Annotated in this window: 21 protein-coding genes; 4 read left to right on the forward strand and 17 right to left on the reverse strand. The window is 60.0% G+C overall.

Annotated features, from left to right (window positions below; all coding sequences use genetic code 11):
- Window positions 1-148 precede the first annotated feature (148 nt).
- The 4 genes from guaA to ACDZ94_RS02650 all read right to left on the reverse strand — a co-directional run bounded on the left by guaA (window position 149) and on the right by ACDZ94_RS02650 (window position 4,886).
- Entirely contained in the window at window positions 149-1,726 is a 1,578-nt protein-coding gene (guaA, locus tag ACDZ94_RS02635) for a glutamine-hydrolyzing GMP synthase (RefSeq protein ID WP_064454028.1), read from the reverse strand.
- A gap of 126 nt (window positions 1,727-1,852) precedes the next feature.
- The gene (gene guaB, locus ACDZ94_RS02640) at window positions 1,853-3,322 is read right to left on the reverse strand and encodes an IMP dehydrogenase (RefSeq protein WP_003209646.1); all 1,470 of its coding nucleotides are present in this window, start codon (window positions 3,320-3,322) and stop codon (window positions 1,853-1,855) included.
- Between the two features lie 104 nt (window positions 3,323-3,426).
- Window positions 3,427-3,975, reverse strand: coding sequence for a hypothetical protein (locus ACDZ94_RS02645; RefSeq protein WP_058422675.1), 549 nt, complete (start codon window positions 3,973-3,975; stop codon window positions 3,427-3,429).
- Between the two features lie 143 nt (window positions 3,976-4,118).
- The gene (locus ACDZ94_RS02650) at window positions 4,119-4,886 is read right to left on the reverse strand and encodes a sulfite exporter TauE/SafE family protein (protein ID WP_432751033.1); all 768 of its coding nucleotides are present in this window, start codon (window positions 4,884-4,886) and stop codon (window positions 4,119-4,121) included.
- A gap of 99 nt (window positions 4,887-4,985) precedes the next feature.
- Here ACDZ94_RS02650 and ACDZ94_RS02655 point away from each other — a divergent pair, with 99 nt between their 5' ends.
- The 4 genes from ACDZ94_RS02655 to leuA all read left to right on the forward strand — a co-directional run bounded on the left by ACDZ94_RS02655 (window position 4,986) and on the right by leuA (window position 10,094).
- Entirely contained in the window at window positions 4,986-5,876 is an 891-nt protein-coding gene (locus tag ACDZ94_RS02655; protein WP_432751034.1) for a LysR family transcriptional regulator, read from the forward strand.
- A 10-nt stretch (window positions 5,877-5,886) separates the two neighbouring features.
- Window positions 5,887-7,266, forward strand: a complete 1,380-nt coding sequence (gene xseA, locus ACDZ94_RS02660; RefSeq protein ID WP_064454031.1) for an exodeoxyribonuclease VII large subunit — start codon at window positions 5,887-5,889, stop codon at window positions 7,264-7,266.
- 3 nt (window positions 7,267-7,269) lie between these two features.
- The gene (locus ACDZ94_RS02665) at window positions 7,270-8,091 is read left to right on the forward strand and encodes a peptidoglycan DD-metalloendopeptidase family protein (protein ID WP_432751035.1); all 822 of its coding nucleotides are present in this window, start codon (window positions 7,270-7,272) and stop codon (window positions 8,089-8,091) included.
- Window positions 8,092-8,414: 323 nt separating this feature from the next.
- A complete protein-coding gene (leuA, locus tag ACDZ94_RS02670) occupies window positions 8,415-10,094 on the forward strand; it encodes a 2-isopropylmalate synthase (RefSeq protein WP_053257867.1) in 1,680 nt (559 codons plus the stop codon).
- A 152-nt stretch (window positions 10,095-10,246) separates the two neighbouring features.
- Here the strand turns inward: leuA and ACDZ94_RS02675 are convergent, their stop codons facing one another.
- The 13 genes from ACDZ94_RS02675 to fdx all read right to left on the reverse strand — a co-directional run bounded on the left by ACDZ94_RS02675 (window position 10,247) and on the right by fdx (window position 22,244).
- Window positions 10,247-11,038: an amidohydrolase gene (locus ACDZ94_RS02675; RefSeq protein ID WP_432751036.1), complete on the reverse strand. Its 792-nt coding sequence runs from the start codon at window positions 11,036-11,038 to the stop codon at window positions 10,247-10,249.
- The gene (locus ACDZ94_RS02680; protein ID WP_221295599.1) at window positions 11,026-12,174 is read right to left on the reverse strand and encodes a pyridoxal phosphate-dependent aminotransferase; all 1,149 of its coding nucleotides are present in this window, start codon (window positions 12,172-12,174) and stop codon (window positions 11,026-11,028) included. The genes ACDZ94_RS02675 and ACDZ94_RS02680 overlap by 13 nt, the downstream gene beginning before the upstream one ends.
- A 194-nt stretch (window positions 12,175-12,368) precedes the next feature.
- On the reverse strand, window positions 12,369-13,838 hold the full coding sequence (der, locus tag ACDZ94_RS02685; RefSeq protein WP_407016200.1) for a ribosome biogenesis GTPase Der: 1,470 nt from the start codon (window positions 13,836-13,838) through the stop codon (window positions 12,369-12,371).
- A 135-nt stretch (window positions 13,839-13,973) separates the two neighbouring features.
- Window positions 13,974-15,125: an outer membrane protein assembly factor BamB gene (gene bamB, locus ACDZ94_RS02690; RefSeq protein ID WP_064454036.1), complete on the reverse strand. Its 1,152-nt coding sequence runs from the start codon at window positions 15,123-15,125 to the stop codon at window positions 13,974-13,976.
- The gene (locus ACDZ94_RS02695) at window positions 15,118-15,735 is read right to left on the reverse strand and encodes a tetratricopeptide repeat protein (RefSeq protein ID WP_177410102.1); all 618 of its coding nucleotides are present in this window, start codon (window positions 15,733-15,735) and stop codon (window positions 15,118-15,120) included. Before ACDZ94_RS02695 ends, bamB begins: the two co-directional genes overlap by 8 nt.
- A gap of 65 nt (window positions 15,736-15,800) precedes the next feature.
- Window positions 15,801-17,090: a histidine--tRNA ligase gene (hisS, locus tag ACDZ94_RS02700; protein WP_064454038.1), complete on the reverse strand. Its 1,290-nt coding sequence runs from the start codon at window positions 17,088-17,090 to the stop codon at window positions 15,801-15,803.
- 21 nt (window positions 17,091-17,111) lie between these two features.
- Window positions 17,112-18,221, reverse strand: coding sequence for a flavodoxin-dependent (E)-4-hydroxy-3-methylbut-2-enyl-diphosphate synthase (ispG, locus tag ACDZ94_RS02705; protein WP_064454039.1), 1,110 nt, complete (start codon window positions 18,219-18,221; stop codon window positions 17,112-17,114).
- Window positions 18,222-18,223: 2 nt separating this feature from the next.
- Window positions 18,224-19,225, reverse strand: coding sequence for a RodZ domain-containing protein (locus ACDZ94_RS02710; protein WP_064454040.1), 1,002 nt, complete (start codon window positions 19,223-19,225; stop codon window positions 18,224-18,226).
- On the reverse strand, window positions 19,225-19,983 hold the full coding sequence (gene pilW / locus ACDZ94_RS02715; protein ID WP_128590182.1) for a type IV pilus biogenesis/stability protein PilW: 759 nt from the start codon (window positions 19,981-19,983) through the stop codon (window positions 19,225-19,227). The genes ACDZ94_RS02710 and pilW overlap by 1 nt, the downstream gene beginning before the upstream one ends.
- A 12-nt stretch (window positions 19,984-19,995) precedes the next feature.
- Window positions 19,996-21,144 (reverse strand): 23S rRNA (adenine(2503)-C(2))-methyltransferase RlmN, encoded by a 1,149-nt coding sequence (gene rlmN / locus ACDZ94_RS02720; protein ID WP_432751037.1) that lies wholly within the window; start codon window positions 21,142-21,144, stop codon window positions 19,996-19,998.
- A gap of 29 nt (window positions 21,145-21,173) precedes the next feature.
- Complete coding sequence (gene ndk / locus ACDZ94_RS02725) at window positions 21,174-21,599, reverse strand: nucleoside-diphosphate kinase (RefSeq protein ID WP_003175956.1); 426 nt, start codon at window positions 21,597-21,599, stop codon at window positions 21,174-21,176.
- A gap of 88 nt (window positions 21,600-21,687) precedes the next feature.
- A complete protein-coding gene (gene iscX / locus ACDZ94_RS02730) occupies window positions 21,688-21,888 on the reverse strand; it encodes a Fe-S cluster assembly protein IscX (RefSeq protein ID WP_064454043.1) in 201 nt (66 codons plus the stop codon).
- 14 nt (window positions 21,889-21,902) lie between these two features.
- Window positions 21,903-22,244, reverse strand: coding sequence for an ISC system 2Fe-2S type ferredoxin (fdx, locus tag ACDZ94_RS02735; RefSeq protein WP_015885743.1), 342 nt, complete (start codon window positions 22,242-22,244; stop codon window positions 21,903-21,905).
- Window positions 22,245-22,246 lie beyond the last annotated feature (2 nt).

Genomic DNA, 22,246 nt, shown 5'->3' on the forward strand with positions numbered 1-22,246 from the left:
TGTATTTTTATGTAGCAATACATCGCTAGCGCAGATTGACCAACCCCTTATCGGGATTGGCCTCTGAGCTAATCGCCCCTGAACTATGTACCGTTAGGGTATAAGACTTTTGGGTTTTGTTATTTAGCACTCACCTGCTTTGGCAGGATCATTCCCACTCAATCGTCGCCGGCGGCTTGCTCGAAACGTCATACGTCACGCGCGAAATACCTTCGATCTCATTGATGATACGGCCGCTGACAGTTTCCAGCAGTTCGTACGGCAGGTGCGCCCAACGTGCGGTCATGAAGTCGATGGTTTCTACGGCACGCAGGGCCACAACCCAGGCGTAACGACGGCCATCGCCTACAACGCCAACCGATTTCACCGGCTGGAACACCACGAACGCCTGGCTGACTTTGTGGTACCAGTCGGCTTTGCGCAGTTCTTCGATGAAGATGTGGTCGGCGCGACGCAGCAGGTCGGCGTATTCCTTCTTCACTTCACCCAGGATGCGCACGCCCAGGCCCGGGCCTGGGAATGGGTGGCGGTAGACCATGTCGTACGGCAGGCCGAGTTCCAGGCCCAGACGGCGGACTTCGTCCTTGAACAGTTCGCGCAGCGGCTCTACCAGCTTGAGGTTCATTTCCTCAGGCAGGCCGCCCACGTTGTGGTGGGACTTGATCACGTGGGCCTTGCCGCTCTTGGCGCCGGCCGACTCGATCACGTCAGGGTAGATCGTGCCCTGGGCGAGGTACTTGATGTTGTCCAGGTGTTTGGCCTGGGCATCGAAGACGTCGATGAAGGTGCGGCCGATGATCTTGCGCTTCTTCTCCGGGTCGGACTCGCCGGCCAGGTTATTCAAGAACTGATCTTCAGCGTTGGCGCGGATCACTTTGACGCCCATGTTCTCGGCGAACATGGCCATCACTTGCTCGCCTTCGTGCAGGCGCAGCAGGCCGTTGTCGACGAAGACGCAAGTCAGCTGGTCGCCGATGGCTTTGTGCAGCAGCGCGGCAACCACGGAGGAGTCAACGCCGCCGGACAGGCCGAGCAGCACGTTGTCGGTGCCGACCTGGGCACGCACGTTGGCGATCGCGTCTTCGGCGATTTTCGACGGGGTCCACAGGGCTTCACACTCGCAGATGTCGAGGATGAAGCGCGACAGGATGCGGCCGCCTTGCTTGGTGTGGGTCACTTCCGGGTGGAACTGCACGCCGTAATAGCCGCGCTCGTCGTTGAACATGCCGGCGATCGGGCAGCTCGGGGTGCTGGCCAGGATGTGGAAGTCTTGCGGCATCTTGGTGACCTTGTCACCGTGGCTCATCCATACGTCGAGGCCGAACAGGCCGTCGGCGTCGATGTGGTCTTCGATGCCGTCCAGCAGGCGGCTTTTGCCGACCACGTCGACACGGGCATAACCGAATTCACGCAGCTCGGAACCTTCAACCTTGCCACCCAGTTGCTCGGCCATGGTCTGCATGCCGTAGCAGATACCGAAGACGGGCACGCCCAGGTCAAATACGGCTTGCGGGCAGCGCGGGCTGTTGGCTTCGTGCACGGACTCGGGGCCACCGGCGAGGATGACGCCTTTAGGTGCGAATTCGCGGATCGCTTCGTCGTCCATGTCGAACGGGTGCAGTTCGCAGTACACGCCGATTTCACGCACGCGGCGGGCGATCAGCTGGGTGTACTGGGAACCGAAGTCGAGGATCAGGATGCGGTGGGCGTGAATGTCGAGGGCCATGAAAGAAACTCTGAAAAGCAGTTGCAAGCTTCAAGCTGCAAGCTGCAAGTAATCGGAAGCTGCGCGGTAACTGCACTAGCACAGCACCGCTTGCAGCTTATAACTTGTGGCTTATAGCTGTCGGCGTCAGCCGACCCGATAGTTTGGCGCTTCCTTGGTGATCTGCACGTCGTGGACATGGGATTCAGCCATGCCGGCGCCGGTGATCCGTACGAACTCTGGCTTGGTGCGCATTTCTTCGATGTCGGCGCTGCCGGTGTAGCCCATCGAGGAACGCAGGCCGCCCATCAGTTGATGGATGATCGCGCTCAGGGTGCCCTTGTAAGGAACACGGCCTTCGATGCCTTCCGGAACGAGCTTCTCGGCGCCTGCCGAGGAGTCCTGGAAGTAGCGGTCGGAGGAGCCTTGTGCCTGGGACATGGCGCCCAGCGAACCCATGCCACGGTAAGCCTTGTACGAACGGCCCTGGAACAGTTCGATCTCGCCCGGCGCTTCTTCAGTACCGGCGAACATCGAGCCCATCATCACGCAGGAAGCACCGGCAACGATGGCCTTGGACAGGTCACCGGAGAAACGGATGCCGCCGTCGGCGATCAACGGAACGCCAGTGCCTTCAAGGGCAGCGGCAACGTTGGCGATGGCGCTGATTTGCGGCACGCCCACACCGGCGACGATACGCGTGGTGCAGATCGAGCCAGGGCCGATACCAACCTTGACCGCATCGGCGCCGGCTTCGGCCAGAGCCTTGGCGGCTGCGCCGGTGGCGATGTTGCCGCCGATCACCTGCACGTCAGGGAAATTCTGTTTGACCCAGCGAACGCGGTCGATCACGCCTTTGGAGTGACCGTGGGCAGTGTCGACCACCACCACGTCAACACCGGCAGCGACCAGGGCCGCAACACGGTCACCGGTGTCTTTACCGGTGCCGACTGCCGCGCCAACACGCAGACGACCTTGGTCATCCTTGCTGGCCAGCGGGTAAGCCTTGGCTTTTTCGATGTCGTTGACGGTCATCATGCCTTTGAGGGCGAATTTGTCATCGACGATCAGCACGCGCTCGATGCGGTGCTTGTGCAGCAGCTCGCGCACATCGTTCTTGTCGGCGCCTTCCTTGACCGTGACGAGACGCTCTTTAGGCGTCATCACTTCGCGGACGGTGACTTCAAGGCGGTTCTCGAAACGCACGTCACGGGAAGTGACGATGCCGACCAGGTCGCCATCGTGCAGCACCGGAACGCCGGAGATGTTGTGCAGGCGGGTCAGGTCGAACAGGTCACGGACGGTGGCGTCGGCTTCGATGGTGATCGGATCTTTCACCACACCCGCTTCGTAACGCTTGACCTTGCGCACTTCGGCAGCTTGCTGCTCGATGGTCATGTTCTTGTGGATGATGCCGATGCCGCCTTCCTGAGCCATGGCGATTGCCAAACGGGCTTCGGTGACGGTGTCCATGGCAGCAGAAACCAGGGGAATATTCAGCTCGATGCCACGGGTTAGGCGGGTCTTGAGACTGACTTCGTTAGGAAGCACCTCGGAATAACCGGGCACTAGGAGAATGTCGTCGAATGTCAGAGCTTCTTGGCTGATACGCAGCATCGCGGGGGCTCCCGAGCGGGAAAATGGAAGCGCGCCATTATATACATGCACCCGGTCAGGCTCAATGTAAAACTCTGACAAACTTGGTAATACTGATAGATGGATTAAAGCTCGACTTTGACCCAACTCATCTTCTGGTCCAGCCAGTCGGCAAATTCGTCGATAAAGCTCTGCTTGAAACCCGCCTCCGCCCAATTGTTGAAGATGAACCCCAGGTTGGAAAACCCGCATTCCTGCAGGAACAGAAACCCGTTGATGTCATCCTCATGCCCACACAGCGGGCAGGTGAAGTTGTCGGTGTGGCCGGGCATCCAGTCTTCGAGGCTTTCGAACAGCGCCTCGCCGACTTCCTTGAGGCATTCCGGGCAGCCGGCCTCTTCGAGAAAGCCCTTGGCCGGGGTATAGATGCAGCGCTTGTAGATGATCTCCAGGCCGTTGACCGGCTCGTTGAACGGCAGCGCTTCGGGGTGCAGCACCACGGCGCGGGCGCCATCGGCCAGCGCGTAAGCCATGCGGTTGCCGGTGCGGCCGCAGGTGGTCAGCTCTTCCTTGATGATGTTCTTGCGCACCAGCCAGCGCACGATCGCCCGCGCGCGGGGTTCGTGGACGGGCAAGGTGGAGATTTTCGGGACAAGGATGCTTTGCGAGTTCATGAGAGTCCTGCGGTGTGGCTACTGGCCCCATCGCGGGCAAGCCCGCTCCCACATTTTGATTTGCGAATACATTCAAATGTGGGAGCGGGCTTGCTCGCGAAGAGGCCCTAAAGCCTGGCAGCTTAATCCCTGAAGAAATCAGGTCAAGTGCTCAAGTACCGACCGATCAACGCAATGCCACTGGCCAACACCAGCCACGTCACCAGCCTTACAAAGGCTTCACGCGACATTCGCATCGTCAACCGGCGCCCGAACCACAGCCCCAGAGCCATCGCTGGCAACAGGCACAACGCCAACATCAACAGCGGCACGTCAGCATACACCCCGGCAATCAGAAACAGGCTCAGGCGCACCACCGTGCTGCAACTGATCAGCGCACTTTGCGTAGCGCGCGCCGCGTCCTTGGGTAAACGGCTGTTCAGGTAGATCGCATATAAAAAGCCGCCACTGCCAAACAACGCACCAAACAGCCCGCCGACGGTGCCCATGGGAATCGACCAGCCCGCCGCCAGCTGTGTCGGCCGGTTTTTTACCGCCAGGCTGTAGATCGCGTAGGCGCTGATAAACAGCCCCATCAATAGCAGCAACAGGTCTGAATGCAGGTTGAGCAAGAAGATCACGCCGAGTATGCAACCCATCGCCATGCACGGCAGCAATCGCAACAGCTCGGGCGTGTTCACGTCCCGCCGCGATTGCAGCAGGTTGCCAAAGGCGGCGACAAAATCCAGCAGCACCAGCAGCGGGATGATCTTCGACAATGGCATAAACACAATCAGGATCGGCCCCGCGACCAGCGCCGTGCCAAACCCGGCGATACCAAACACGATGTAGGCCACGACAATACCGAGGCCGATCACCAGCCAATCAACGCTGCCAAACGACCACTGACTCATCAGCTCAACCGGGCTCATGGGCACTTCCTTGAAAGAGATGGCCGTCACTTTAGCCATCGTCGAGCGTTGCGACTAATATCTTCAAAGTCCTCCACCCATCTCGAAAAGGCATGACGCGTGATCTCTACTCGCCAACTGCGCTACTTCGTCGAAATCGCCGACAGCGGCAGCTTCAGCGCCGCGGCCGAACGTTTGTTTGTGGCGCAGTCAGCCTTGAGTCGACAGATCAAGGCGCTGGAAAAACAGCTGCAAACTCCCTTGTTCGAACGCACCGCGCGCCAACCCCGGCTCACGGCGGCCGGTGAAGCCTTCTACCCTCGGGCGCGCAACCTGCTGAGCGAGTTGCTCAAAGCCAGCGAAATGGCCACGCAGGTGGGCAATGGCCAGCTTGGCACGCTGCGCCTGAGCCATTCGAGCACCGTGCCGATGAGCGGGCCGTTGCTGCACGGCATCAGCACCTGGCTGGCGCGCTGCCCGGGCGTGTCGATGGACATCGTCAAACTGTCCTCTGAAGCGCAACTGGAGGACATTGCCGACGGCCGCCTGGACGTTGGGCTGTTGCGCTTGCCGGTGTTGCGCCAGCGCGAAGGTGTGCGTGTGGTGCCTTTATACAGCGAGCAGCTGTTGCTGGCGGTGCCGCCGGATCACCCCTTGGCGCGCAGCGACACACCGGTGGAATTGGCGCAGCTCAGGGACGAAGCGTTTATCTCTATCCCTCACCCGCAACGCGGTGGCCTGAGTTACCTGTCAGCCGAGCTCTGTATGCGTGCCGGTTTTTTCCCCAAGGCGGCGCGAGTGATGTCGCGCAAGACGACCCAGCTGCAATTGATCCAGGCCGGCTTCGGTATTGCCTTGTTACCAAAATCCATGCAGGACATCGCCCCTGCCAATCTGCACTTTTTACCCCTGGCCGACCCGGACAGCCTCAGCACCGTCGCCCTCGCCTGCCACCAAGCGCCGAGCGCGCTGGTCGAGCAATTCTGCCAAACCTTGCACGAATGCCTATAAACTGCCGCCCATGATTAAAGATCCTTTTGCCCGTCTGGGCCTGGACCGCGAAGTCCTGACTGTCAGCCAGCTCAACGGCCGCGCGCGGGTGTTGCTGGAGGACGTGTTCACCAATATCTGGGTCGAAGGCGAGATCTCCAACCTCGCCCGCCCGGCCTCTGGCCACGTGTATTTCACCCTCAAGGACAGCGGCGCCCAAGTGCGTTGCGCGTTGTTTCGCAACAATGCCGCCAGGGTGCGCCAGGCATTGAAGGACGGCCTGGCCGTTAAAGTGCGTGGCAAGGTCTCGCTGTTTGAGGGCCGTGGCGACTACCAGTTGATCCTCGACACTGTAGAGCCTGCCGGTGATGGCGCGCTGCGCCTGGCCTTCGATGCATTAAAGGAAAAGCTCAGCGCCGAAGGCCTGTTCAGTGCCGAACGCAAGGTGCCGTTGCCGGCGCACCCTCGGCGCATCGGCATTATCAGTTCGCCGACCGGCGCGGTGATCCGCGACATCATCAGCGTGTTCGGCCGCAGGGCGCCGAACGTTGAACTGACACTGATCCCTACGGCGGTACAAGGCCGCGAAGCCGTGTCGCAGATTGTGCGCGCCCTGAAGCTGGCCGATGCGCGAGGCTTTGATGCGCTGATCCTGGCCCGTGGCGGTGGTTCGCTGGAAGACCTGTGGTGCTTCAACGAAGAAGCCGTGGCGCGCGCGGTGGATGCCTGCGTAACGCCGATCGTCAGCGCCGTCGGCCATGAGACCGATGTATCGATCTGCGACTTCGTCGCCGACGTGCGCGCGCCTACACCCTCCGCTGCCGCCGAGTTGCTCGCACCCGACGCCAGCCATTGGGTGCGCCAAGTCGAAAACCTGCACCGCCGGCTGGTGATGCTGATGCGCAACCGGCTGTCCCACGACCGCCTGCGCCTGGAAGGCATGGCTCGCCGCCTGCGCCACCCGGGCGAACGCCTGCGCCAGCAGGCCCAGCGCCTGGATGACCTGGACATGCGGATGCGCCGTGCTTTCGAGCGCAGCCTCAATACCCGTCGCGAACGCTTGATCCGCCTGGAAACCCGCCTCGCCGGCCAGCACCCCGGCCGTCAGTTGGCCCTGCTGCGCCAACGCCTGGACAGCCTTGCCGAACGCCTGCCCCGCGCCATGCGCGAAGGTCTCAAGGCGCGTCGCCTGCAACTGCAAAGCCAGGTGCAGACGCTGCAAGTGGTCAGCCCGCTGGCGACTCTCGGCCGTGGTTACAGCATCTTGCTGGACGAGCGTGGCCAGGCGATCCGCAACGCCGCGCAAACCCACACCGGCCAGCGCCTGACCGCACGCCTCGGTGAAGGCCAACTGCAGGTGCGGGTGGAAGATAACCACCTGACGCCCGTCACCCTTTCGTTACTGGATTGATTGATGCCACGTTTATTGAGCTTGTTGATGCTGTTGTGCCTCACCTTCACCGCCCATGCCGACAGCTACATCACTCGGCTGCTGAACAAGCCGGTGCCCGGTGGCGTCGCGGTGGTTGACCTGGGTACTTCAGCGGCAGCGCCTAAAGCCACCTACCAGAACCGGCCAGTGTTAGTGGTCAAGGAACAGAACAACTGGCTGGCGATTGTCGGGATACCGCTGACGGTCAAACCTGGCACGCAACGCATCAGCAGTGGCGGGCAAAACCTGCCGTTTGTGGTGGGGTTCAAGAAGTACCCCGAGCAGCACATCACCCTGAAGAACAAAAGCCAGGTGAACCCGGATCCGGCGCAACTCAAGCGCATCGAGGGCGAACTGGCCGTTCAGCTCAAGGCCTACCGCAGCTTCAGCCCGAACACGCCCAGCAACTTGCTGCTGGACAAACCGGTCAACGGGCCGCTGTCGAGCAAGTTCGGCGTGCGTCGGTTCTTCAATGGCGAAGAACGCAATCCCCATTCTGGCCTGGACTTCGCCGTAGGTGCCGGCACGCCGATCAAGACCCCGGCGGCAGGCAAGGTGATCCTCACCGGTAATTACTTCTTTAACGGCAATACCGTGTTTGTCGACCATGGCCAAGGCTTTATCAGCATGTTCTGCCATATGTCGAAGATCGACGTGAAGGTCGGTGATCAACTGGCGCGCGCCGCGGTGGTGGGCAAGGTCGGTTCAACAGGCCGTGCGACCGGGCCACACATGCACTGGAACATCAGCCTCAATGACGCACGGGTCGACCCGGCGATCTTTATCGGCGCTTTCCAGCCCTGAATGACGCAATTGCGCGCACCTTAAAGGGCGCGCAATTAAAACAAGCAACCCAGTTGTTTCCAACCATAAAATCTCGTTTTCCACACCCATAGCAGAACTTCTCTCAATTTTTCTCGACTGCTTGCCATCTTTCACCCCGGCGGTTAGGGTTGGGCTTATGAAAACCTCTCACACCCTCATTCAGCTCCGCCAGCACCGCAGCCTGTGCCTCGTCAGCGCACGACTGCCAGGCTGAATCGTTCTGCCTCGTCCCCAGCTTCGCCCCCAATAACAGTTTTACGGCAGGCCGCCTTTTCTCGGCCCTTACCACAAAGGATTTCCCGATGAGCATGCTCAAAGACCCGTCTTCGAAGTACCGTGCGTTCCCGACCATCGATATTCCGGACCGCACCTGGCCGTCGAAAACCATCACCGAAGCGCCGATCTGGTGCAGCTCCGACCTGCGTGATGGCAACCAGTCGCTGATCGAGCCGATGGACGCGGTGAAAAAGCTGCGCTTCTGGAAGACGCTGGTCGCCGTCGGCGTGAAGGAAATCGAGGCCTCGTTCCCAGCCGCTTCGCAAACCGACTTCGACTTCGTGCGCACCCTGATCGAAGACAACCACATCCCCGAGGACACCACCATCCAGGTGCTGACCCAGGGCCGTGAAGACTTGATCGCACGCACCTTCGAATCGCTGCGCGGCGCGAAAAAAGCCATTGTGCACTTGTACAACGCGACCTCGCCGTCGTTCCGCCGCATCGTGTTCAACCAGGACAAGGACGGCATCAAGGCCATCGCGGTCAACGCAGCCAAGCTGTTCGTCAAATATGCCGCGCAGCAGCCGGAAACCCAGTGGACCTTCGAATACTCCCCGGAAACCTTCAGCGCTACCGAGCTGGAGTTCGCCAAGGAAGTCTGTGACGCGGTGATCGAGGTATGGAACCCGACACCAGAGCACAAGATGATCCTCAACCTGCCGGCCACGGTTGAATGCGCCACGCCGAACATCTATGCAGACCAGATCGAGTGGTTCGGTCGCCATATCAACCGCCGGGACAGCGTGATCATCAGCCTGCACACCCACAACGACCGTGGCACCGGCGTGGCCGCCACCGAGCTGGGCCTGATGGCCGGCGCCGACCGTGTCGAAGGCTGCCTGTTCGGCAACGGCGAGCGTACCGGCAACGTCGACCTGGTCACCGTGGCCTTGAACATGTACACCCAAGGCCTTGACCCGCAACTGGACTTCTCCGACATCGACGGCGTGCGCAAAGTCGTCGAGGAGTGCAACCAGATCCAGGTGCACCCGCGCCACCCCTACGTTGGCGACCTGGTACACACCGCGTTCTCCGGCTCCCACCAGGACGCGATCCGAAAGGGCTTTACCCAGCAAAAAGCCGACGCGCTGTGGGAAGTACCGTACTTGCCGATCGACCCGGCCGATATCGGCCGCAGCTACGAGGCGGTGATTCGTGTGAACAGCCAGTCCGGCAAAGGCGGCATCGCCTACCTGCTGGAGCAGGAATACGACATCAGCTTGCCGCGCCGCATGCAGATCGAATTCAGCCAAGTGGTACAGGCTGAGACCGATCGCGTCGGCCTGGAAATGACCGCGCCACAGATCTACGCCTTGTTGCAGCGTGAATACCTGCAAGCCAATACGCCGTATGCGCTGGTCAGCCATCGCCTGCAGGAAGAGAACGGCAACAGCACGGTGGAAGTGGAAGTCTCGGGCAAAGGCCAGGGCGAAACCAACCTGCGCTGGCACGGCAAGGGCTACGGCACCCTCGAAGCGCTGGTTGCCGCGCTGCCGATCAAGGTCGAGATCATGGACTACAACGAACACGCCATCGGCGCCGGCACCAACGCCAAAGCCGCGGCTTACATCGAACTGCGCGTGAATGGCGAGCGTCCGGTGCACGGTGTGGGGATTGATGAAAACATCACCACGGCCAGCTTTAAAGCGGTGTTCAGTGCGCTGAACCGCTCGTTGAGCCAGCTGGAAGCGAAAGCGGCGTAAGCCTTACCGCTGAAATGCAAAAGGCCCCTGGGTGAGAATCCAGGGGCCTTTTTATTTGTGGTGTCTACTAGGGCCTCATCGCGGGCAAGCCCGGCTCCCACATTTGGAATGCATTCACCTGTGGGAGCGGGCTTGCCCGCGATAGCGGCCTATCAGACAAACTGAAAGTCATCGGCATCCAGATTCGCCGGAAACTTGGTGCGATACGCCGCCAACTCCGCAGCATTCAGGCACACCTGAAACACCCCGTCCGCCTCCCCCGCGCTCAGCAGTGTCTCACCCTGGAAATCCAGCACCTGACTGTCCCCGGTGTAGGCAAAGCCTTTGCCATCGGTACCCACCCGATTCACTGCAGCCACGTAGCACAGGTTCTCGATGGCTCGCGCCGGTAACAGCCGATTCCAATGCTGGCGCCGCGCGCCCGGCCAGTTGGCGGTATACAGCAGCAAATCCGTGTCCTGAGCATCTCGACTCCACACCGGGAAGCGCAGGTCGTAGCAAATCAGCGGACGGATACGCCAGCCCCTCAACTCAAACTGCACTTGACGCTCGCCCGGCGTGTAATGGTCGTGCTCGCCCGCCATACGGAACAGGTGGCGCTTGTCGTAATGCAGCACTTCGCCATCCGGCCGCGCCCACAGCAGGCGATTGCGGTGGCTGCTGTCGGCGGCCTGGATGATCACGCTGCCGGTGACCACAGCGCTGTATTTCGCCGCCTGAGCTTGGAGCCAGTGCTGGGTCGGGCCGTTTTCCCGCTCTGCTAGGGTCTGCGATTCCATTGAGAAACCGGTGGTAAACATCTCCGGCAACACAATCAGATCGGCGCCCCTGGCCTGTTCCAGCAGCAGCTCAAAATGTTCGAGGTTGGCCTGACGGTCATGCCACACCAGGCTGGTTTGGACCAGGGCGATATTCAGGTCGGGCAATGTACTCAAATCACGCATAGTTTCTCCGCCGCTTGTTGCAGCGTCTCCTCGCGTTTGGCAAAACACAGGCGCACCAGGCGCTGGCCTTCGGGTGGGTGCTGATAGAACACCGACACCGGAATCGTCGCCACGCCGTGTTCACGGGTCATCCACAGCGACATGGCGACGTCATCCAGGTCCGGGCGAATCTGTGAGTAATCCACCAGTTGGAAGTAGGTGCCGGCCACCCGGGTAAAGCTGAAGCGCGATGGCGTCAGCAGGTCGCAGAACAGATCACGCTTGGCCTGGTAAAAAGCCGGCAGTTCTTCGACGTGTTCCGGGTGTTCGGCCATGAAGTCAGCCAACGCGTACTGCAAAGGGGTCACCCCGCAGAAGTTGACATATTGATGCACCTTGCGCAGTTCAGCGGTCAGCGCTGGAGGCGCAACCACATACCCGGTTTTCCAGCCGGTGACGTGGTAAGTCTTGCCGAAGGAACTGACCACAAACGCCCGCTGATAAAGCTCTGGGTGGGCCAGCACGCTGGCATGGGCCACGCCGTCGAACACCAGGTGTTCGTAGACCTCATCGCTGACCAGGTAAATATCACGGTCGCGGATCAGTTCGGCCAATTGGTCCAGCTCGGCACGGTTGATCAGTGCACCGGTGGGGTTGTGCGGGGAATTAAGGATGATCATGCGCGTGCGCGGTGAGAGCGCGGCCTTGATCTTCTCAACGTCCAGGGCGAAGCCTTGCAGGCTCAGTTGCACGTGCACGCAGCGACCACCGGCCAGCTCAACCGAGGGCTCATAGCTGTCATAGCTGGGGTCGAACACAATGACCTCATCGCCGCTGCGAATCACCGCCTGAATTGCGCAGAAGATTGCAGCAGTGGCGCCAGGCGTGATGGTCACTTCGCTGTCGGGGTTGACCGTGGCGCCATAGCTGCGCGCGATCTTGGCCGCCACTTGCTGACGCAGGGCCGGCAAGCCGGTCATCGGTGAATATTGGTTATGCCCGCTGGCAACGTGTTTGCCCACCGCATCCAGCAACGCCTTAGGGCCATTGAAATCAGGAAAGCCCTGGGACAGGTTGAGCGCGCCGGTTTCGGCAGCGAGTTGCGACATGGTGGTGAAAATGGTCGTGCCGACATTCGGCAGCTTGCTGGTGATCATAGGAGCCCCCTTCGGGTGAGCTGCAAGTTTTAAGCTGCAAGCTGCAAGCAGGTCAAGCGACAAACCGCCAGGCACAAAAAAGGGCTCAGTCAGAGCCCCCGTTGTACCTGGCGATTTGAGCGGCAAGCTATTAGCTTCAAGCTAAAAGCAATCCCGCTTCTACTTGCCGCTTGTAGCTTGCCACTCACTACTGCTTACTTTTTATCTCGACGCTTCTTGTCGGCCTTTTTGTGGTGAGTCATCAAACGACGCTTCTTGTTCACCTGACGGTCAGTCAAGGTGTTCTTGTTGCCTTCGTATGGGTTCTCGCCACCCTTGAACTCGATACGGATCGGCGTACCGACCAGTTTCAAGACACGGCGGTAGGTGTTTTCCAGGTAACGCACATAGGACTTTGGCACCTTCTCGATCTGGTTACCGTGAATCACGATAATCGGCGGGTTGGCACCACCCAAGTGGGCGTAACGCAGTTTAATGCGGCGGTTGTTGACCATCGGCGGCGCGTGCTCGCCGACGGCGTCTTCCAGGATCTGGGTCAGACGGTTGGTCGGCCAGCGGGTAACCGCGGACTTGAACGAGTTCTGTACGGAGGCGTAGAGGTTACCCACGCCGGTGCCGTGCAGGGCCGAGATAAAGTGGATATCGGCGAACTCAACGAAGAACAGGCGACGCTGCAGCTCGATCTTGACGAAATCGCGCTCGCTCGGCGTCATGCCGTCCCACTTGTTGATCGCGATCACCAGGGCGCGACCGGCTTCCAGGGCAAAGCCCAGCAAGTTGAGGTCGTGGTCCACCACGCCTTCGCGGGCGTCCATCACGAAGATCACCACGTTGGCGTCTTTGATCGCCTGCAGGGTTTTGACCACCGAGAACTTTTCAACTTCCTCGTGGATCTTGCCGCGCTTGCGCACACCAGCGGTGTCGATCAGCGTGTACTTCTCGTCGTTACGCTCGAACGGGATGTAGATACTGTCGCGGGTGGTGCCGGGCTCGTCATACACGATAACCCGGTCTTCACCGAGCATGCGGTTAACCAGCGTCGACTTGCCGACGTTCGGGCGGCCGATGATGGCGATCTTGATACCGTCTTTTTCGCTCGGGCCAGGAATGCGCTTGGCTTCCTCACCTTCGGCGACGATCTCTGCTTCGCCCTCTTCTTCCTCTTCGTCATCCTTGGGGAAGTCGCGCAGGGCGATTTCCAGCATCTGGGTGATGCCGCGACCGTGAGCACCGGCGACCGGGATCGCGTCGCCCAGGCCCATCGGGCTGAACTCGGCGCGGGCAGCCTCAGGATCGATGTTATCGATCTTGTTGGCGACCAAATAGGACCGCTTGTTGCGCTTGCGAAGGTGCTCGCCAATCATCTGGTCGGCAGCGGTGTAGCCCGCACGGGCGTCCACCAGGAACAACACAACATCGGCTTCTTCAATGGCCAGCAGCGACTGCTCGGCCATCTTTTCGTCCATGCCATGCTCGTCACCGGAGATACCACCGGTGTCGACAATAATGTAGGAGCGCCCTTGCCACTTTGCCTCACCGTATTGGCGATCACGGGTCAGACCGGACAAGTCGCCGACGATGGCGTCGCGAGTCCTGGTCAGGCGGTTGAACAAGGTGGACTTGCCGACGTTAGGTCGGCCCACCAGGGCGATTACGGGAACCATGCGGCTCTCCACTTCGTTATTTCAGAAAATACAAAAGCCGCTGCAAGGCAGCGGCTGGTGCTCGGGGCAGCATATTCAAATGCCGCATGCCCCGCCGAAGCGGGGCCGCCTGGGTTTTACCCCAAGCATAATTCTTTACTTGATGGTCAGGGCTTCCAGCTTGCCGCTGTTGCCAAACACGTAAAGCATGTTACCCACAACCAGCGGACGCGCACGCAGGCCGTCGCTGTCGATACGCTCGCGGCCGACAAAACGACCGTCCACCTGGCTCAGCAGATGCAGGTAACCTTCGAAGTCACCTACCGCTACGTAGCTGGAGAACACTTCCGGTGCCGACAGTTGACGGCGGGCCAGGGAGTCGTTGCTCCACAGTGCAGTGGTGGAACGCTCGTCGACACTTTCAACAGTGCCGGACGCCAGGCTTACGTAGACGCTGCCAAACCCTTGGGCGACACCGGCATAGCTGGAAGCATCACGCTGCCAGTTGATGCGGCCGCTTTGCAGGTCCAGCGCAGCAACGCGGCCCTGGTAGGTGGCGACGTAGATGGTTTCGCCCGACAGCAGCAAGCCGCCGTCGATGTCCACCACGCGGTCCAGTTCGGAACGACCCTGAGGGATTGCCACACGGGTTTCCCAGGCCGGCACGCCGTTCTGGGTATCCAGGGCGACCACTTTACCGGTCGACAGGCCTGCGATGGCCAGGTTGTTGGTCACAATCGGACCACTGGTGCCGCGCAGGGTCAACACCGCAGGGGTGCTGTCGTACAACCAGCGCTGGTTGCCGGTGGCGGCGTCCAGGCCAATCACACGGTCGTCCTGGGTTTGCACCACGACGATATCGCCGTTGGTGGCAGGCGCGGAGAGCACTTCACTGGTCACGCGAGCGCGCCATTTCTCTTCACCCGTTGCGGAGTCCAGAGCAACCACGTCGCCTTTGAGCGTACCCACCAGCACCATGCCGTAGCCGACGCCCACGCCACCGGAAACCGGCAGTTCGAGGTCTTTCTTCCACTTGACGTCGCCATTCATGCGATCCATGGCAATGATCACGCCGGTGGAGTCAGTGGCCACGATGTTGTCGCCGTCGATTGCCGGCTGCAACAGGTTGTACAGGTCGCCCTGGCCATCACCCACGGAGCGGCTCCACTGCTTTTGCAGGACCACTTCTTCCTTGAAGCTGGTCAGCTCGGCAGGAGGCAGTTCTTTTTTACTGTTGCTGCTGCAACCCGCGGCCAGAACGGCCAGAGCCAGCAATGCTGCATGTTTCCAACGGATCACGTCACGCATCCCCTTTGGCCAAGTCGTCCAGCTTGATTTGTAAGCCACCGACCGCCGCTTCATCAGACAGCGCCGCCTTGGCTTTTTGGTACGCAGCATGGGCTTCGTCGGTACGACCCAATTGGACCAAGAGGTCGCCCTTGAGCTCTTCGCGAGTGGCCACGAATGCCTTGTCAGCATCGCCGTCGAGCAGTTTGAGTGCTTCGTCAGCCTTGTTCTGTGCCGCCAATACCTGGGCCAGGCGCTGACGTGCGATTTCACCCAGGGTCGGGTTCGTCGGCTTGTCGGCGATGGCCTTCAGCTCAGTGGCCGCGTCGTCCAGTTTGCCGGTGTCGACCGCGACTTTCGCGACGAACAGGCTGCCGTACTGGGCGTAAGTGCTACCGCCAAATTCGCTTTTCAGCTTGCCGGCCAGGTCCGCCACTTGGGCAGGATCGGGCTTGCCGTCCGGCGTCAGGGTGGTTTCCAGCAATTGCTGATAGAGGACCGAGGCGCCTTGGGACTGGTTGGCCTGATACTTGTGCCAGGCTTGCCACCCGAACACCACCACTAAAGCCAGCAGGCCGCCAGTAACCAGGGGCTTGCCGTTACGCTGCCACCAGTCCTTGAACTCGGCCATCTGCTCATCATCAGTACTCGACACCCCAATACTCCTTAATCGCTAAATTCGGCTGTTCGACAGCTTCAACCCTGCACGACGCAGGTGGCCAAGTGCGCGGCGAGCGCATCAAAGGCAATGTTCTGTTGCTCGCCCTGACCACGCAGGGGTTTGAAACCTATCACTTGCTGGGCCAGTTCGTCATCGCCCAGGATCAGTGCATACAGCGCACCGCTCTTGTCGGCCTTCTTGAACTGGCTCTTGAAGCTGCCGGCGCCGGCATTGATCTGCAGGCGCAGGTTCGGCAGCTGGTCGCGCACTTTTTCGCTCAGGGCCAGGGCTGCCAGTTCGGCGGCCTCGCCAAAGGCGCAGAGGTACACGTCCACCTGACGGGAGATTTCTTCCGGGACCTGCTCCAGGGTTTCCAGCAGCAGGATCAGCCGCTCGATGCCCATCGCAAACCCTACGCCCGTGGTCGGCTTGCCGCCCATTTGCTCAACCAGGCCGTCGTAGCGACCACCGGCACATACGGTGCCTTGGGCACCAAGCTTGTCGGTGACCCACTCGAATACGGTCTTGCTGTAGTAATCGAGGCCGCGAACCAGCTTAGGGTTGATCACGTAGGGAATACCGGCCGCATCCAGGCGAGCCTTGAGGCCCTCGAAGTGCGTGCGGGATTCGTCGTCCAGGTAGTCGGCCATTTTCGGCGCGTCGACCAGTACGGCTTGGGTGTCGGCGTTTTTGGTATCGAGGACGCGCAACGGGTTGGTTTTCAGACGGCGCTGGCTGTCTTCATCCAATTTGTCCAAGTGAGCAGACAGATACTCGACCAGGGCGACGCGATAGCGACCCCGGGATTCGCTGGTGCCCAGGCTGTTGAGTTCAAGCTTGACCGCGTCGCGGATGCCGAGCAGGCCCCACAGGCGCCAGGTCAGCACGATCAGCTCGGCGTCGATGTCCGGACCGTCGAGGTTAAACACCTCGAGGCCGATCTGGTGGAACTGGCGATAACGGCCTTTCTGCGGGCGTTCGTGGCGGAACATCGGGCCGATGTACCACAACTTCTGCGGCTGGCCACCACCGGTGAGGCCATGCTCAAGCACGGCACGCACGCACGCAGCGGTACCTTCCGGACGCAGGGTCAGGGAGTCGCCGTTACGGTCTTCAAAGGTGTACATCTCTTTTTCGACGATGTCGGTCACTTCACCGATGGAGCGCTTGAACAGCTCGGTGAATTCAACGATCGGCATGCGGATCTGCTTGTAACCGTAGTTATCCAGCAGGCGCGCGACCGTGTTCTCGAAGTAGCGCCACAGTGGCGTCTGCTCCGGCAGGATGTCGTTCATGCCACGAATGGCTTGCAGAGACTTGCTCACATCTAATCCTTAAATTCGTTCTTAGCCGCGCGCGATCAGCGCTGCGTCAGCCGCGACCTTTTCGGCCGCTTTCTGGCGGATCAGCTTTTCCAAGTGATCCACCAGATTCTCATTCGTCAACTTCTGCGACGGCTTGCCGTCGATGTAAATCAGGTTTGGCGTACCGCCAGTCAGGCCGATGTGCGCCTCTTTGGCTTCACCCGGACCGTTGACCACGCAACCGATCACCGCAACATCGAGCGGCACCAGCAGGTCTTCAAGGCGCAACTCCAGGTCGTTCATGGTTTTCACCACGTCGAAGTTCTGCCGCGAGCAGCTCGGGCAGGCAATGAAGTTGATGCCACGGGAACGTAAACGCAGGGATTTGAGAATGTCGTAGCCGACTTTCACTTCCTCTACGGGGTCTGCCGCCAGGGAGATGCGGATAGTATCGCCAATCCCTTCGGCGAGCAGCATACCGAGACCCACCGCAGATTTCACTGTGCCTGAGCGCAAACCGCCCGCTTCAGTGATACCCAGGTGCAGCGGCTGCACGATTTCCTTGGCCAGCAGGCGGTAGGCTTCTACCGCCATGAACACGTCGGAGGCCTTTACGCTGACCTTGAAGTCCTGGAAATTCAAGCGTTCAAGGTGCTCAACGTGGCGCAGCGCCGATTCAACCAGCGCCGCCGGAGTCGGCTCGCCGTATTTCTTCTGCAGGTCTTTTTCCAGGGAACCGGCGTTGACGCCGATACGGATCGGAATCCCGCGGTCACGGGCTGCATCCACCACTGCGCGTACACGGTCTTCACGACCGATGTTGCCCGGGTTGATGCGCAGGCAGTCGACGCCCAGTTCGGCCACGCGCAATGCGATCTTGTAGTCGAAGTGAATGTCGGCAACCAGCGGCACCTTGACCAGTTGCTTGATGCGACCAAATGCTTCGGCAGCGTCCATGTCCGGCACGGAAACCCGCACGATGTCCACACCGGCAGCTTCCAGACGGTTGATCTGGGCGACGGTGGCGGCGACATCATTGGTGTCGCTGTTGGTCATGCTCTGCACCGCGATAGGGGCATCGCCACCCACCGGCACCGAGCCGACCCAGATCTTGCGCGATACGCGACGTTTGATTGGAGATTCGCCGTGCATGACTATTGTCCCAACTTGAGGCGAGCGGTCTCGCCACTGGTGAACGGCGCCACGTCCACAGGCTGGCCGTTGTAGGCCACTTGCGCGCCACGGGCATAACCCAGACGCAGCGTCAAAGGAGGCTTGCCGCCCTGGTCAAGCGTATCTCCCTTACGCTTCAAACCGCTAAACAGCACTTTGCCATTGCCATCGGTGACTTGCGTCCAGCAGTCAGAGATGAAGGTAATCTGGATATGCCCATCGCCGGCCACCAATGCGGGTGTGCTGGGCGGCGAGACTGCCGGCGTTGCCGGTGCAGCTGGAGCAGTGGTCGCTGGAGCCTGTGCCGGAGCGACTGGAGCATGCGCCTGGGCAACGGGGGCCACCGGAGTGGCAGGCACCGCCGGTACTGGCACAACGGCGGTCGCAGCAGGTGCCGTGCCGGCTTCCGCAACGGGCTGCTCGGCAGTGGCTGGCGCTTCCGGCACGGCCTGGCCTTGAGCAACGGCCTGGTCTTCCGGCTCATCCAGCGGATGAATCTGGGTGGTGCCGTCGGCGCTTTCGACTTCGACATGCTCCAGGGCGTTGCTGGTCAGGTCCTTCGTGCGCTGGGAGGCCTGATCCTGCCACCAGACGAAGCCTCCGCCGATCACGGCGATCAGCAGCAAGAGGCTGACAATACGCAAAATCGTGTGGGAAACCCGCACCGGCTCTTCGATGCGACCGAGGCCATGCACATTGCTGCCCTGGGAGTCGGTGCCGGTGAATTGGTCGAACGCTTGGACCAGTACGGTTTGGTCAATGCCCAGCAACTTGGCATAGGCGCGAATATAGCCGCGGGCAAAGGTGTGCCCAGGCAGCTTGTCGAACGCGCCGGCTTCCAGGTTGCCCAGGGACGTGGCGGTCAAATTGAGCTTGAGGGCCACTTCTGCCAGCGACCAACCATTGCTTTCGCGGGCCTGACGCAAGGTCTCGCCTGGGTTTACGCGATTAGCTGCTACAACTTCCGGGTGCGCCGCTTTCATCATTGCTCCGACAGGTATTGCTGATATTCCGGCGTACCGGGATAGAGTCGTTCGAGTTGCTGGCCAAAACGTGCGGCCGTGTCGCGTTCTTCATGAACCGTCGCCAGCCGCACACCGAGCAATAGACTACGTGCATTTTGCCCGCTGAGCAGGCTAAAACGCTCGTAATAGTCACGTGCCGGCACATAATGCCTGTCTTCGTAAGACAACTCAGCCATTTCGAGCAACGCGCGTGGCTGGCTACCGTTCAGGTGCAGGGCTTTTTCCAGCTGCCGACGGGCGCTGTCGCGCTGGCCAAGACGCATTGAGGTCACCCCAAGGTTCTCGAACACGCGCGAGCGTTCAGGATAAAGAGTATCGGCGCTGGCTTGTTGGAAATAACGGGAGGCCTGGTCATAACGTTTCTGCTCGAACAGGAAGCTGCCGTAATTGTTCAGCAGCCGAGGGTCGGCGGGACGCACGGACAAGGCCTTGTGGAAATACTGATCAGCCAGCTCGGGCTCGGCCTGCGCCTGGAATACCAAAGCCAGTGCGGCATTCGCGTCGGCATCGGCGCTGTCCAGCTCCAGGGCCTTTTTCAACGGCACCTTGGCCTGCTCGCTCATGCCTTGGCGCAGATACCCCAAACCCAATTGCACATAGGCAACTCGCGCCTCATCACGGCCTTTATCGGTGTGCAAAGGGCTGTCATGGCCCGATGAAACACAACCGGCCACGAGGCCGGTAAAAAGTAAAAGCAGCGCAAGGCGCAAGGGCATAGAGATCCTCTCTCAGATTCGATTCACAGCAATTTGCGGCAAATCTTCGGCGGCGTTAAGTTCGCGCACGGCGATATAACGTTCGCTGCGACGGGTGCGATCCAGCACCTGCCCTACCAATTGGCCACAGGCGGCGTCGATGTCTTCACCACGCGTGGTGCGTACGGTGACGTTGTAGCCGGCCTGGTGCAGTTGATCCTGGAAACGGCGGATGGCGTTGTTGCTCGGCCGCTCGTAACCAGAATGTGGAAACGGGTTAAACGGAATCAGGTTGATCTTGCACGGGGTGTTCTTGAGCAGCTCGATCATCTCGACCGCGTGCTCGACCTTGTCGTTGATGTCCTTGAGCATGGTGTACTCAATGGTCAACACACGCTTCTCGCCCAAGGTCGCCATGTAACGCTGGCAAGATTCGAGCAGCATCTTAAGCGGATACTTCTTGTTGATCGGCACCAATTGGTTACGCAATGCGTCATTGGGTGCGTGCAGCGACAACGCCAGGGAGACGTCGATTTGCTTGGCCAGCTCATCGATCATCGGCACCACGCCTGAGGTCGACAGGGTCACACGGCGCTTGGAGATGCCATAGCCCAGGTCGTCCATCATCAAATGCATGGCGGCAACGACGTTATCGAAGTTCAGCAGCGGCTCACCCATGCCCATCATCACCACGTTGGTGATGGCACGGTCGACGGTTGCCGGGACGCTGCCAAAGGATTTGTTGGCAATCCACACCTGGCCAATGACTTCGGCGGCGGTGAGGTTGCTATTGAAGCCTTGCTTGCCGGTGGAGCAGAAACTGCAGTCCAGGGCACAGCCAGCCTGGGACGAAACGCACAATGTGCCGCGCTTGCCCTGGGGAATGTAAACGGTCTCGACGCAGCTGCCGGACGCCACGCGCACCACCCACTTACGGGTGCCGTCGCTGGAGATATCCTCGCTGACCACTTCGGGACCACGGACCTCAGCAATGACCTTGAGCTTATCGCGCAGGGCCTTGCTGACGTTCGTCATGGCGTCGAAGTCGTCGACGCCAAAGTGGTGAATCCACTTCATTACCTGACCGGCACGGAAACGCTTCTCCCCGATTGAGTCGAAGAATTTTTCCATTTCCTGTTGAGTCAGACCCAGCAGGTTGGTTTTAACAGTCGATGTAGTCATGGATTCACCCTCACTCTTTAAGCCGATGCTTAGCGAGCGGTTACTTCAGTAGCAGCGAAAAAGTACGAGATTTCGCGAGCAGCAGCGGCTTCGGAGTCCGAGCCGTGAACAGCGTTGGCGTCGATCGATTCAGCGAAATCAGCACGGATGGTGCCGGCAGCCGCTTCTTTAGGGTTGGTAGCGCCCATCAGCTCACGGTTCAGAGCGATAGCGTTTTCGCCTTCCAGAACCTGAACAACAACAGGACCGGAGATCATGAAGGCAACCAGGTCGCCGAAGAAACCACGAGCGCTGTGCTCAGCGTAGAAGCCTTCAGCTTCAGCTTTGGACAGTTGCTTGAGTTTCGAAGCTACAACCTTCAGGCCGGCTTTTTCGAAACGAGTGGTGATCTCGCCGATGACGTTTTTTGCAACAGCGTCAGGCTTGATGATGGAGAAAGTACGTTGAACAGCCATGGTGTAACTCCAGAAACGGTAATTTACGAAAAATTAAACCCGCGAATTATACGCGGGTTATTGGGTATTGCCTAACCTGCGGGGATGATCAGTCGATTTCTTCGATCCAGAGCGCCTGGACCGCTTCCAATACCTTCTCGCCACAACGGCCAGAGGTATTGTCGAAATCAGGCAGCTCCATGATCCAGCGCTGCAGATCAACGAAGTTGACCGTCAACGGACTCACATCCGGCTTGGCTTCAGCGAGCTCTTCAGCAATGCGCTGTACATCATTCCAACCATAGTTCATGACAATACTACCCATCAGTGCGGCGCTTCGGCCGCATGGTTGAGCGAATATTTCGGAATTTCGACGGTGATGTCTTCAGTCCCGACTTTTGCCTGACAGCTTAGGCGAGAAGTCGCCTCCAGGCCCCAAGCGCGATCAAGAAAGTCCTCTTCCAGCTCATCCGCTTCTTCCAGAGAGTTGAAACCCTCGCGAATCACGCAGTGGCAGGTGGTGCAGGCGCAGACACCGCCGCAGGCACTCTCGATCTCGATGTGGTTGTCATGGGCAACTTCGAGGATGGACTTGCCGGTCTCAGCCTCAACAACCATACCGTCCGGGCAATGCTCGGCGTGTGGCAGAAAAATGACCTGCGGCATTA

Origin of the sequence: Pseudomonas sp. UBT, assembly GCF_050915955.1 — a bacterium.
GTDB lineage: Bacteria > Pseudomonadota > Gammaproteobacteria > Pseudomonadales > Pseudomonadaceae > Aquipseudomonas > Aquipseudomonas antarctica_A.